13 protein-coding genes are annotated in these 12,718 nt (G+C 73.0%); 2 read left to right on the top strand and 11 right to left on the bottom strand.

Features of this window, described 5'->3' with window-relative positions:
* The 6 genes from EAD89_RS11225 to tmk form a co-directional block, all read right to left on the bottom strand.
* On the bottom strand, window positions 1-862 hold an 862-nt coding region (locus EAD89_RS11225; protein WP_121675642.1), incomplete at its 3' end, for a regulatory iron-sulfur-containing complex subunit RicT.
* A 298-nt stretch (window positions 863-1,160) separates the two neighbouring features.
* Entirely contained in the window at window positions 1,161-1,841 is a 681-nt protein-coding gene (locus tag EAD89_RS11220) for a hypothetical protein (RefSeq protein WP_121675641.1), read from the bottom strand.
* Entirely contained in the window at window positions 1,841-2,146 is a 306-nt protein-coding gene (locus EAD89_RS11215) for a hypothetical protein (RefSeq protein WP_121675640.1), read from the bottom strand. Before EAD89_RS11215 ends, EAD89_RS11220 begins: the two co-directional genes overlap by 1 nt.
* A gap of 1 nt (window position 2,147) precedes the next feature.
* On the bottom strand, window positions 2,148-2,477 hold the full coding sequence (locus EAD89_RS11210; RefSeq protein ID WP_053659404.1) for a YbaB/EbfC family nucleoid-associated protein: 330 nt from the start codon (window positions 2,475-2,477) through the stop codon (window positions 2,148-2,150).
* Between the two features lie 144 nt (window positions 2,478-2,621).
* On the bottom strand, window positions 2,622-3,875 hold the full coding sequence (locus tag EAD89_RS11205) for a DNA polymerase III subunit delta' (protein ID WP_121675639.1): 1,254 nt from the start codon (window positions 3,873-3,875) through the stop codon (window positions 2,622-2,624).
* Window positions 3,875-5,962, bottom strand: coding sequence for a dTMP kinase (gene tmk / locus EAD89_RS11200; RefSeq protein ID WP_255421264.1), 2,088 nt, complete (start codon window positions 5,960-5,962; stop codon window positions 3,875-3,877). The genes EAD89_RS11205 and tmk overlap by 1 nt, the downstream gene beginning before the upstream one ends.
* A 317-nt stretch (window positions 5,963-6,279) precedes the next feature.
* On the opposite strand from tmk, the gene EAD89_RS11195 reads away from it, so the two are divergent.
* Window positions 6,280-7,488: an amino acid deaminase/aldolase gene (locus tag EAD89_RS11195; protein WP_121656853.1), complete on the top strand. Its 1,209-nt coding sequence runs from the start codon at window positions 6,280-6,282 to the stop codon at window positions 7,486-7,488.
* Between the two features lie 57 nt (window positions 7,489-7,545).
* On the opposite strand, the gene EAD89_RS11190 is transcribed toward EAD89_RS11195, so the two are convergent.
* A complete protein-coding gene (locus EAD89_RS11190) occupies window positions 7,546-8,151 on the bottom strand; it encodes a TetR/AcrR family transcriptional regulator (protein ID WP_121656854.1) in 606 nt (201 codons plus the stop codon).
* Window positions 8,152-8,377: 226 nt separating this feature from the next.
* Between EAD89_RS11190 and EAD89_RS11185 the strand changes: the two genes are divergently transcribed.
* A complete protein-coding gene (locus EAD89_RS11185) occupies window positions 8,378-9,694 on the top strand; it encodes a D-arabinono-1,4-lactone oxidase (RefSeq protein WP_121675638.1) in 1,317 nt (438 codons plus the stop codon).
* A 10-nt stretch (window positions 9,695-9,704) separates the two neighbouring features.
* Here the strand turns inward: EAD89_RS11185 and EAD89_RS11180 are convergent, their stop codons facing one another.
* Genes EAD89_RS11180 through EAD89_RS11165 form a run of 4 tightly spaced genes read right to left on the bottom strand, consistent with a single transcriptional unit; the run spans window position 9,705 to window position 12,685 of the window.
* Window positions 9,705-10,805 (bottom strand): GDSL-type esterase/lipase family protein, encoded by a 1,101-nt coding sequence (locus EAD89_RS11180; protein ID WP_121675637.1) that lies wholly within the window; start codon window positions 10,803-10,805, stop codon window positions 9,705-9,707.
* Window positions 10,806-10,821: 16 nt separating this feature from the next.
* Window positions 10,822-11,802, bottom strand: a complete 981-nt coding sequence (locus tag EAD89_RS11175) for an NADPH:quinone reductase (protein WP_121675636.1) — start codon at window positions 11,800-11,802, stop codon at window positions 10,822-10,824.
* Entirely contained in the window at window positions 11,802-12,101 is a 300-nt protein-coding gene (locus EAD89_RS11170; protein ID WP_121656858.1) for a hypothetical protein, read from the bottom strand. Before EAD89_RS11170 ends, EAD89_RS11175 begins: the two co-directional genes overlap by 1 nt.
* Window positions 12,098-12,685: a TetR/AcrR family transcriptional regulator gene (locus tag EAD89_RS11165; RefSeq protein ID WP_199733477.1), complete on the bottom strand. Its 588-nt coding sequence runs from the start codon at window positions 12,683-12,685 to the stop codon at window positions 12,098-12,100. The genes EAD89_RS11170 and EAD89_RS11165 overlap by 4 nt, the downstream gene beginning before the upstream one ends.
* Window positions 12,686-12,718 lie beyond the last annotated feature (33 nt).

Here is a 12,718-nt window from a genome sequence, read left to right as displayed (position 1 = left end):
GGGTTGGGGTTGGGCCCTCGGGGCCGGACTGGTCACGGCTTTCGTAGGCGCGGCGGGAGCCGCAGACGTCGGCGCGGGAGCACATGGAGCGCGAGCCGTCGGCGTCCAGGCGCACGGTCACCGCGTCTCTCGGGACGCTGTGGCCGATCACGCGGCCCTCCCCCTCCGGCGTGGTGACACGGGCGCCGACCGCCGGGGCGGTCTCCTGAAATCTCGCGTACAGGGGATGCTCGTACTTCAAACAGCACATCAACCGGCCACACGCGCCGGAGATGCGCAGCGGATTGAGCGGCAGGTCCTGGTCCTTGGCCATCCGGATGGTCACCGGCTCGAAGTCGGTGAGGAACGTGGCGCAGCACAGGTCCCGTCCGCATGAGCCGATGCCGCCCTGCACCCGCGCCGAGTCCCGTGCGGAGAGCTGCCGCAGTTCGACGCGACAGTGCAGGGTGGCGCCCAGGTCACGGACCAGCGAGCGGAAGTCCACGCGGTGCGGCGCGGTGAAGTAGACGGTGCTGCGTTCGCCGCCGCCCTCGGCGGAGCCGAGCACGTGGTCGACGGCCACCACCTTCATGGGCAGGCCGTGCGCACGGATGAGCCGCTTCGCGGCGACCTTGGCCTCGGCCTTGCGCCGGCGCAGCGCCTCATCCCGGCGCAGATCGTCGTCGCCGGCCAGCCCCACGAGCCGGGGAAAACCTTCGGTCTCCTCGGTCACCCACTGCGCGGCCCAGACGCACTCGGCCACCTCGGGCCCGTCGTCGGTCGGCACCAGCACCTTGTCGCCGACCTGCGGGCGCAACTCGCCGGGGTCGAGGTAGTAGAGGCGCCCGTACCGGTTGAAGCTGACCGCGCAGAGCATGCCCATGCACCCCACCCTACGACGGTTCACCGCCGAAGGGCGCGCCGGCCGTCGCCGGACGACTACCCCTCGCTGCCATCCATGACCGTCGACTTGACCGATTGCGGGCCCACCCCGTCGTGCCGTTACTCCTCGCCCGGACGGTTGAATCCGGGCCGCGGTAGGGGACAAACGCGTCCGGGCGGCGTTGAGTGGAGGCAGACCTGCGGGGGGTGCAGGGGGAAGACCACGGCGTCGCCGCCGACGCCGGCTCAGGCCGGCGCCCGCGGGCGACGCCGTGGCCTGTCCGGGGCGCGGTGTCCGGCTACCAGCCGACCCGGGTGGTCTGGTCGTACCGGGGTCGACCGTCCACCGGGGGCCGCCACGTGGACTCGACCAGACTCGGCGCCCACTGGCGCAGCAGCGTCTCCGCGCCGTCGTACGCGACGCAGAGCGCCGCCAGCACCCGCGCGGCGATCTCGGCCGCATCGGCCACGCCGGGCCCCACCGGGCCGGGCCGGAGCGGCGTCCCCGTGGCCGTGGCGGCGACCACGGCGACCGCCTCGGCCGAGCGGAGGATGTCGGCCAGAGTGCGGGCCAGGGCGAGGCGGGTGCCCTCCACCCAGTCGGCGAGGGCGTCGGCGTAACCGGCGGTGGACTCCAGGCGCCCGACCAGGCTCTCCGGCCCCTCGTCGAGGTGGCGCAGCAACGCCGCCCGCTCCTGCCCGTACGCCGAGGCTGCCGGCCCGGACCAGAGCACGGGGTCGGTGAGCGCGGTCGAGACGTCGTCGTACCCCCGGATCAGCCGGCGCACCGCGTGCCCGGCGCCGGCGAGCGGCGCCGGATGCAGGTCGAGGAAGCCGCGGACCGCGTCGCCCGGGAGCACCTGCATCCGACGCAGCAGCGGCCAGACCCGGTGCCCCTCGGGGACGCCGGCGGCGAGCAGGGCGTCCACCCGGCGCAGCAGGTCCAGGCCGGGCTCGGCGAGCCGGTCCAGCGGATCCATCAGGGCTCCCCGGTGATGCGGCGGCGGGCGGCGCGGTCGACCTCGCCGTAGCGGTCGGCTGCCTCGCGCACGGCGGAGGCGGCGGCGGCCAGCCGGCCGGCGGCGGCGCGCGCCTCGCGGGCCCGGTCGTCGGTGGCGGCGGTCCACTGCCGGTGCAGCGCGCGGCCGATCTCGCCGGGGCGCCCCGGAGCGTCCGTGCCGAAGGCGGCCTGGGCGGGATCGCTGGCGGTGACCGTGCGGGACAGGGCGGTGAGCGTGGCGCTCGCCTCGTCCAGCCGGGCGGAGAGCGCGCGCAGTGTGTCCATCTCAGGCCCCCGCGAGCGGTCGGTAGGCGGCGAACGTCTCGTTGTGCAGCTTCTCCCGGGCCCACTCGGCGGCGTCGGCCGCTGCGGTGACCGCGGCCTGCACGGAACCGGCCACGTCCCGCGGACTGCGGCTGTGCAGCGGCCCGAGGAACCGGACGTCGGTGATCCGCCCACCGGCGGTGACCACCACCTCGACCAGCCCGTCCGGCGACCGGACGGTGACCTCGACGGTCGACACCGCCTGGTCGAACTCGGCCTGGAGCGACTCGATCCGGCGGTAGCGCCGCACCGCCTCCTCGATCCAGGCTTCGTCGATCTCCCCCCGCGGCATCGGCCGACTCCTCCCGGATGACCCCTCACTGAGCGTGCTGTCACCGTCACAACAGCACACCGGACCGTACCGCACAGCAATCGTGCGTGTCGATGCCTGTGGATGACGGGTCCGCCGGCCGGGACCACGCCACGAAAGCGGCGCTCAGCCCTTCCAGAGGGCGAGCATCATCGCCTCGACGGCGATCCGTGGCTTGACGTTCGCCTCGATCGCCGCCCGGCAGGCGAGCACGGCTTCCAGCCGGCGCAGCGACCCCTCGGCGACCCACTTCTGCGCCCCGGCGCCGGCCAGCACGGCGGTGTCGGTGTGCACCGGTGCGACCGGAGCGCGCAGCGCCATGGTGATCGCGTCCCGGTAGAAACCGGCCAGGTCGACCAGCGCCCGGTCCAGCGCGTCCCGCTGGGCCCGGGTCGCCCGCGACTTCTGCCGCTTCTCCAGTTCCTTGAGCTGCCCGGCGGCGCCCCGGATCGCGCCGGCCGCGCCCCGGCCGGTGCCGCCGGCGCCGAGCGCGGTCTCCAGCGCCGTCCGCTCGGCCGTGTCGGCCTCGGTGACCGCCGCCTCGGCCTCGGCCTCTGCCGCCTCGATCAGCGCTGACGCCGCGTCGAACGCCGCGCCGACGCCGGTCAGCCGGCGCGGCACGGCGAGCACCGCCTCGCGCCGCTTGCGGGCCTCCGGGTCGCGGGCCAGCCGGCGGGCCCGACCCACGTGCCCCTGCGCCGCCGCCGCCGCCCACTGCGCCACGTCGGGCGCGATGCCGTCCCGACGGACCAGCACCTCGGCCACCGCCGCGGCCGACGGCTGCCGCAGGGGTACGACCCGACAGCGGGACCGGATGGTCACCGAGATGTCGTCCGGGTGGGTGGACGGGGCGCAGAGCAGGAACACGGTACGCGGCGGGGGCTCCTCGATCGCCTTGAGCAGCGCGTTGCCAGCGGCCTCGGTGAGCCGGTCGGCGTCCTCGATGACCACCACCTGCCAGCGCCCGCCGGACGGGGTGCTCGCCGCGCGGAGCACCAGCGCGCGCATCTCGCCGACGCCGATGGAGAGCCCCTCCGGCACCACCATCCGGACATCGGCGTGGGTGCCGCCCATCGTGGTGTGGCAGCCGGGGCACTCGCCGCAGCCGGTGCCGTGCACGCACTGCAGGGCGGCGGCGAAGGCCCGCGCGGCGACCGAGCGGCCGGAGCCGGGCGGCCCGGTGAAGATCCAGGCGTGGGTCATCCCGGCGCTCGGGTCGACTCCGGCCCCGCCGTCCGTGTCGGTCGGGCCGGCGGCGATCAGCGCGGGCGTACGGTCGGCGGCGCCCACGCGCAGCACGGACGCCGCCGCGACGGCCGCCCGGCGCAGCTCGGTCACCGCCTCGTCCTGACCGACCAGGTCGGCGAAGACGTCCGGCATCAGGTTCGATGCTCCATCGTCACCAGCTCCGCGTCGGATAACTCGGGCTGCACCGAGGTGTCCGGGCCCTGCGCCGGCCGGGGGTGCACGATGCCGCCCGGACTTCCGAGCATCTCCTCGACACGCCGGATCACCTGCCCGGTGATCTCCTCGGCCGGCCGGGACGCGTCGAGCACCAGGTAGCGCTTCGGGTCGGCGGCGGCCAGGTCGAGGAAGGCGTACCGGACGCGCTCGTGGAACGCGATCGACTCGGCCTCCAGCCGGTCGACGCCCTCGCTGCGCGACTCCACCCGCGACAGGCCGGTCTGCGGCTCGACGTCCAGCAGCACCACCAGGTCGGGCTTGAGCCCACCGGTAGCCCAGGAGGAGAGCCAGGAGACCTCGTCGACCGGGAGGGTCCGCCCGGCGCCCTGGTACGCCAGAGACGAGTCGACGTACCGGTCGCTGATCACCACGCCGCCGCGGATCAGCGCGGGCCGCACCACGGCGGCCACATGGTGCGCCCGGTCGGCGGCGTAGAGCAGCGCCTCGGCGCGCGGCGAGGGCGCCTCGGCGCCGGAGGTGTCCAGCACCAGCGACCGGATCCGTTGACCGACGGTGGTCGCCCCGGGCTCGCGGGTGACCACGACGTCGCGCCCCTGGCCGCGCAGTCGCTCGGCGAGCGCGGCGAGCTGGGTGGACTTGCCGGCGCCCTCACCGCCCTCGAAGACCACGAAGAGCCCGGCGGAGACGAACGGCTCGGCCGGCATCAGCGGCCGACCCCGGATGGAGCCCCAGAGGTCGGCGAGGACCGGGACGCCCTTCTTGTCATCCATCTGGCCGAACGCGCTGATCCCGGCGAAGATGCCGGCGACCCCCGCGGCGAGCAGCAGCAACCGCGTCGAGGAGACGGACACGCCCAGGTCGGCGATCACCAACTTGCGGGAGCCGCCCACACCGACCAGTAGGCTGCTCAGCCCGATGGCCAGGATCAGCACCAGCCGGGTGCCGATCTGCACCACCGCGAAGACCCGCCCGCGTACCTCGTCGGCCACCTCGCCGCCGAGCAGGGTGGTGCCCGCCAGGAAGGCCATTCCCGCGCCGACACCAACCAGGACCGCGCCGACGATCGCCATGGACAGGTGGATGGCGAAGGCGAGGGTCATCACGGCGGCGCTGGCCAGCACGATGCTCATGCCGAACCAACGGCGGCGGGACATCTCCTTGACGACCATCGGGCCGAGGCCGAGGCCGAGGGCCAGGCCGACGAAGATGGCACCGAAGAGCAGGAAGAAGGCAGCGTCGCCGGCGCCGAGCGAGGCGGCGAAGAACTTCGCGGTGCCGATCACGATGCCGCCGCCGGCGAACGCGCCGAAGATGCCGAGCACCAGACCGCGGACGAGCCGGGTCTGGCCGATGTACTTCCAGCCCTCGGCGAACTGGCGCCCCATGCTCTGCTCGGTGCGCTGCCGTTCGCCGGTCTGCGCCTGGCTGATCTCCTTGATCCCGAACGCCACCACGAGGGCGGTGGCGAGCCGCGAGAAGGAGTTGACCCAGAGCGCGAGCTGGGCCGGCTCTGCCCAGCCGAGGTCGCCGCCGGCGACGGCCCGGACGCTGCGGTCGAGCGCCGCAGCCACCAGCGCCGCGAGGATCGGGGTGAGGCCGTACGTGGTGATCAGCGTGAGCTGGTTGGCCGCCTCCAGCCGGGCGCGCGGGATCAGGTTGGGGACCGCGGCCTCCTTGGCCGGAATCCAGATCAGCGTGATCGACTCGATCAGGAAGGTGGCGACGGTCGCCCAGAGGACCACCATCGCGCCGCTCGCGCCGGCCAGCGCCACCATCGGGATGGAGGCGAACAGGACGAAGCGGAGCAGGTCGCAGATGACCATCGTCCAGCGCCGGTCGAACCGGTCGGCGAGCACACCGGCGACCGGCCCGAGCACCAGCGCGGGCAGCAGCCGGATCGCGATGACACCACCGAAGGCCGCCCCCTTCGCGGTGCTGCCCTGCACCTGGGAGGCGGCGAAGACCGAGGTGGCCAGCAGGCCGAACCAGTCACCGAAGGAGGCTGCGCCGAGCACGATCCACAGCCGCCGGAACGGCCGGATCCGCAGAACTGAGCGGATGGCGGCGTAACCGGACGGATCCACCTGGCTCCCGCCAGACTGGTTGGCGGCGTTGCCGGACTGATCGCCGGAGCGCGACACGCCGCGCGACTCGCCGCTGTTCTGGCTTTCGATGGCCGTACCTCCACGTGCCGGCCCATCGCTGGGCACCCCCGGTGGAACACTCTAGACCCGGTGGGGAGCCACCCCACTCGCGACATTCTCCTGCTCGCTGAGCCTAGGCCGCCGAAGGCATCAACCGCAGCCCGGCCGTACGCGAGGGTATTTCGCATTCATCGTCCGACAGTTAGCGTGCACACGTGGCCATCGAAAGCGACAAACTGCGCGAGCGCCTGGATCGGGCGACCGCCCACCTCGACCCGCCGTACGCGGTGGTGGATCTCACCGCCTTCGACGCCAACTCGGCCGCCCTGGCCGACCGCGCCGCCGGCAAACCGGTCCGACTGGCGAGCAAGTCGGTCCGCAGCCGGGAGCTGATCAGCCGGGCGCTCGCCCGGCCCGGCTGGCGGGGCGTCATGGCGTTCACCCTGCCCGAGGCGATCTGGCTGGTCCGGGCCGGGGTGAGCGACGACGTGCTGGTCGCGTACCCGAGCGCGGACCGCTCGGCGCTCGCCGAGCTGGCCGCCGACCCGACACTGGCCGCCGCGATCACCCTGATGATCGACGGCACCGGGCAGCTCGACCTCATCGACTCCGTGCGGGCCCCCGGGCAGCGCGCCGAGCTGCGGCTCTGCCTGGACCTGGACGCCTCCTGGCGACCGCTGCGCGGACGGGTGCACGTCGGCGTACGCCGCTCACCGGTGCACAGCGCCCGAGCGGCCGGCGCGCTCGCCGCGACCGTCACCGGCCGGGCCGGTTTCCGGCTGGTCGGCCTCATGTCGTACGAGGCGCAGATCGCCGGCCTGGGCGACGCGCCGCCGGGGCAGACGCTGCTGGCCGGCGCGATCCGGCTGGCCCAGCGCGGGTCGTACCGCGAGTTGCTGGCTCGCCGGAGCGCGGCGGTGGCCGCGGTCCGTGAGCACGCCGACCTGGAGTTCGTCAACGGTGGCGGCACCGGCAGCGTGGCCGCGACCAGCGCCGATCCCGCGGTCACCGAGGTCACCGCGGGATCGGGCCTGTACGGGCCGACGCTGTTCGACGCCTACCGCGCCTGGCGTCCCACCCCGGCGGCGTTCTTCGCCTGCGCGGTGGTCCGTCGGCCGACGCCGGAGCTGGCGACCGTGCTCGGCGGCGGTTGGATCGCCTCCGGCCCGGCCGCCGACAGCCGACTGCCCCGACCGTGGCTGCCGGCCGGCCTGAAGCTGGTCGGCACCGAGGGGGCCGGCGAGGTGCAGACCCCGCTGGCCGGCGCGGCGGCGGCCGCCCTGCGTATCGGCGACCGGGTGTGGTTCCGGCACGCCAAGGCCGGCGAGCTGTGCGAGCGGGTCAACGAGTTGCACCTCGTCGACGGGGACGCGATCGTGGCGACCGCGTCCACGTACCGGGGTGAGGGTCAGGCGTTCCTCTGAGGTGCCACCCCGCCGCGCGGCCCCGCCCCGCCGCGCGGCCCCGCAGGGCGGGCCGGGTCAGGCGGGCTGGGCGGCCGCGGCCTGCTGCTCGGTGCCCGACCGGTCGCTCTCCGGGCCGTCGACCTGGCGGTGCAGGTACTCCCGGATCAGCGCCTTCGCCTCGAGCAGCACCCGCTCGTCGCCGTCGGACCGACGCCGGAACGCGAGCTTGATCAGCGCGTCGGCCGCCTCCACCGCGATCTCCAGGACGAAGCGGAGCTTGGGGACGTCGGTCAGCCCGAAGCGCTCGGTGAGCACCCGCGCCAGCTGGTCGGCGATCACGCCGTTGTTGTCCCGCTGCTCGTCGAGCAGGTGCAGGTCGACCACGTCGCCGAAGTGCAGGGTCCGGAAGCCGGGAACGGTGCGGTGCATCGTGATGTACTCATCGATCCCCGCGTCGACGCCGTCCCACCAGTGGGTCATCTCGTCGGAGGCGAACCGCTCGTCGAGCCGCTGGAGGTAGGACTCCATCGTGCGCAGGGTCAACGCCTGCACGATCGCCCGCTTGTCCGGGAAGAACTGGTAGACCGACCCGATCGCCACCTCGGCGCGCTCGGCGAGCAGGGTCGTGGTCAGCCCTTCGTACCCCACCTCGTCGACGAGTTCGGCGCAGGCATCCAACATGCGCTGTACCCGCGCGACACTTCGACCCTGCACCGGTACGCGGCGCAGCGGCCCGGTCGTGGCGGCTGGTGTGGACACTCGGCGCCACCCCCCTTCGACGGATGAACATATCTCCACGTCACGAGTCCGTGACTACCGGTACAACGAGCGGACCGCAATTGCGGTATTTACCAGCTACAACGTTCCTGATATGAAGTCAGTTCATATTCATTTTCGAGGAGCGCGCATGGTCGGCACCGCACCGCTCACCGCCCGCTGGTCCAACTGGGCCGGTAACCAGCGTGGCAGCGCCACCACAATCCTCCGCCCCGGCTCGCCGACCGACGTCGCCGAGGCCGTCCGGGCCGCCGCCGCCGACGGCGGTCGGATCCGGGTGGCCGGCAGCGGCCACTCCTTCACCGCCATCGCGCTCGCCGAGGACCGGCGGATGGAGCTGTCCGAGCTCGCCACCACCGTCAGCGTCGACGTCGCGCGTCGGCTCGTCACCGTACCGGCCGGGATGACCCTGCACGCCCTCAACGGTCTGCTCGCCCGGCACCGCCTGGCCCTGCCCAACCTCGGTGACATCGACGCCCAGACGGTCGCCGGGGCGATCTCCACGGGCACCCACGGCACCGGCGCCGGCTTCGGCTGCCTGTCCACCTTCGTCGAGGCGATCACCCTGGTCACCGGCACCGGCGAGGTGCTGCGCTGCTCCGCCGACGAGCACCCGGACGTCTTCGCCGCCGCCAGGGTGTCGCTCGGCGCGCTCGGCGTGCTGGTCGAGGTGACCCTGCGCTGCGTCGACGCCTTCGTGCTGCACGCCCACGAACGCCCGGCCGCGCTGGCCGACGTGCTCGACGACCTGCCGGCACTGATCGGCGACCACAACCACGTCGAGTTCTACTGGTTCCCCTACACCGCACGGGTCCAGGTCAAGACCAACGACCGGGTATCCGCCAACGACCGCCCGCTGCCCCGATGGCGCGGCTGGCTGGACGACGACTTCCTGGCCAACACCGTCTTCGCCAGCGCCTGTCGCCTCGGCCGGGCCGTGCCGGCGCTCGCCCCGAGGATCAGCGCCGTCTCCGCCCGCGCGCTCACCGAACGCCGGTACACCGGCCGCTCCGACCGGGTGTTCTGCACCCCGCGCCGGGTCCGCTTCGTGGAGATGGAGTACGGCCTGCCCCGCGAGGCGCTGCCCGAGGCGCTGGCGGCGCTCCGGCGGATCGTGGACGGACTGCCGTTCAAGGTGCTCTTCCCGGTGGAGGTGCGGTTCACCGCCGCCGACGACATCTGGCTGTCGCACGGCTACGGCCGGGACAACGCGTACATCGCCGTGCACCAGTACGTCGGCATGCCGTACGAGCCGTACTTCCGGGCCTTCGAGAAGGTGGCCGCCGGACTGGGCGGTCGCCCGCACTGGGGCAAGCTGCACTACCGCGACGCCGCCTCGCTGGCCACCGCGTACCCGCGATTCACCGACTTCCAGACCGTCCGCGACCGCCTGGACCCGGACCGCGTCTTCACCAATCCCCACCTGGCCCACGTCCTCGGGGCCTGACGGCGGGCTGCTACAGCGCGAGGTCGTCCAGATTGACGGCAGCGGCCATGACCTCGGCGCCCTTGTCGTTCAGGTGCATGCCGTCGCCGCTGTCCAGCGCGGGGTGGATGTGGTCGGGGGCGTGCGGGCCGGCGACGGCCTGAGCCACGTCGACGACAGCGTCGAAGGCATCCGTCGTGCGGATCCATTCGTTCACCTCGCGTCGGACGGCGAGGCCCTCCGGCGTACTGATCTCGGGGCCGGCGCCCGCGAAGGGACCGATGGTGGCGGCGACGACCTTCAGCCCGGCGGTGTGCGCACGCGCGGCCAGCGTCGTGAAGCCGTCGATGAGGGCGTCGGCGGAGACGGGAGGCTCGCCGAGCATGGCGGGTAGACCGAGGTCGTTGATACCGAAGTGGACCAGGACGTGGCTCACGGCCGGTATCGAGAGGACGTCGCGGTCGAAGCGGGCCAGCCCGTGTTCGCCGACGGTGTCGCGCAGCAGGCGGTTTCCGGCGATGCCCTGGTTGACGACCCAGCCGTGCCGCAGCCGCCGGTTGAGGACGTCGACCGAACGGCGGTTCGCGCCGATCGTGGTGCCGACCCCCTCGAACCAGGAGTCGCCGAAGGCCACCGCGATCGTCGTGCCCTGCGGGGCGAGCACGTCGACACCCGACAGGTAGAACCGGGCCTCGACCTGCTCCGCCCCGGGCAGGACGGGAGACGTGACGTGGTTGCCGTGGGCTATCCGGGCGACCTCCGCCGGCTTGTGCGAGTGGGTGGCCAGATCGGTCCGCTCCGGGAGGTAGAGGCTCACGACCACGTCCGAGCCGGACCGCACGGGAACGCTGACCGGGTCCGTGACGGCCTCTTCGCCCGCCGGGACGACGCGGTGCTCGGCACCGTCGAAGGTGAGCGCGACCTGCCGGTCACCGACGGCGGCGGTGGCGGCCCCGATGGTCAGCGGAGCGCGGCCGTAACGGTTCGTCAGGCGTACCCGGAACGCGTCCCCACCGCCGGCCAGGTGCAGCACCTGACGGACGGTCTGGTCGGCGAAGCGACGGGGTTCGCTGAACTGCAACCGCTCGTAGGGGCTGATCACCCCGGTACGGAAACCGGCTGTCCAGATCATGGTCGTTGCCTGCCCTTCAGATGTCCAGGACGATCCGGCCCCTGGTCGAGCCGCGCTCGACCAGCTCGTGCGCCTCTGCTATCTCCGCCAACGGCAACCGGGCGGCGATCGGGTAGCGCAGGTCACCGGCGACCAGCGCGGCTGTCAGTTCGGCCGCGGCGGCCTCGTTCGCGGACTCCGGGAAGTCGTCGTTGCTGAGGAACCGGACCGTGATGTTCTGAAAGCCCAGCGGCCAGTACGGAATGGACGGCTCGGCGGCGCCGGTCGCGTAGGTCGCGATCAGGCCACCGTTGCGGAGGATCTCCAGATTGGTCGCCAGGTTCGTGTCGAAGGCCAGCTCGGCCACCCGGTCGATCGGTTCCCCGCCGGTGTAGTCGAGGATCCGGGTGGCGACATCGCCACCGGCGGTGTCGACCGCGTGGTGCGCGCCCGCGGCCAGTGCGGGTTCCACCTGATCGGGCGTGCGAACCGTCGCGATCACGATGGCGCCGCCCCGGCGGGCCACCGCCAACGCGGCCCGTCCGACCGCGCCGAGGGCACCGGTGACGAGGACCCGCTGCCCGCGCACGGGACCGTCGGCGAAGATCGCCCGGTGCGCGGTGATGCCCGGGATACCGAGCCCGGCCGCCTGCTCGTACGGCACGTCGGCGGGGAGCGGCACGGCGTGCCGCTCCGGCACCACCGTGTACTCGGCGGCGGTGCCGAACGGGCGGTACGACTGGGCGAGGTAGACCCAGACCCGTTCGCCGACGCGGGACGGGTCGACACCCAGGCCGACCGCGTCGATCACCCCGGCACCGTCGCCGTGCGGGACGACCCGGGGGAACGACATGGTGGACCCCCACCAGCCCTGCCGTTTGCCGAGGTCACCGACGTGGATCCCGGAAACCGACACCCGTACCCGGACCTCGCCCTCACCCGGCCACGGATCGGGCAGCTCACCGACCTGGAGCACCTCGCGCGCCGGGCCCTGCCGGTCGTACCACGCCGCGCGCATCAGGCGCCCGCCGGCTCGGTCGTGGTGCCCTCCTCGACGCTGATCACCGCTTCGATCAGAGAGAAGAAGGTTTGGATACCGGGCCGGTCCGCGCCCCGGCGGCGGGATTCGGCGAAGTCCTCGGAGGAGCCCCAGAAGACGATGTCCAGCCACTCGTCGGCCGACAGTCGGATCAGTCGGGCTTCGAGGAAGCCGGCACGGTCGGCCTGGAAGTCACGCAACATCGCCGGTCGCGCGGCCAGCAGAGCGTCGGCGCGCTCGGTGGGCACGCGGAAGCGGGTCATCTCGACGGTGGTCATCGTCCCTCATTCCGTTCAGCTGCTGGCGCTGCGTCCGCTATGCCCACCATCAGCCTGAGCTGGGCCAGGAGGACTGCGCGGAAATCCGTGACTGTGGGAGTGGGGTGGCGCTGAACCCGGGAAACGATCAGACCGGCCAGAGCCGTGAGGAGGACATCCGTCACCGCTTCGGCGTCGTGGGTCAGCGTGAACGCACCCCGCTCCGCGCCTTCCCGGACGGCGGCCAGGAAGGGCGCGCGGTAACGCGTCCACACGTCGGTGCTGTGGTCGCGGAGTTCGTCGTCGCGCATTGCCGATCGCCAGAACTCAACGAGGATCTGCCGGGTGCTCTCCGAGTTGTGCAGACTGCGGTCCACCAGCAGGACCAGCCGTCGCCACGGGTCGGGTTCGGCGGCGGACACCGCCTGCAGAGCAGCCACCTCCCGGTCGGTGAAAACCTGCATCGTCTCGATGATCATGTCTTCGCGCGAACCGAAGTAGGTCTGGAGGGTGCTGATCGCGACGCCCCCGGCCGCCGATACGTCCGCGAAGCGGGTGTTCTCGTAGCCGCGCGTGGCGAGCACGCCGGCCACCGCGTCAAGCACCGCGTTCCGCTTCTCACCACCCGCACGCCTCTT

The sequence above is a fragment of the Micromonospora sp. BL4 genome (assembly GCF_003667505.1).
Lineage (GTDB): Bacteria > Actinomycetota > Actinomycetes > Mycobacteriales > Micromonosporaceae > Micromonospora.
Note: the sequence above shows the minus strand (reverse complement) of the source record. Positions and strands in the feature narration are given on the sequence as shown.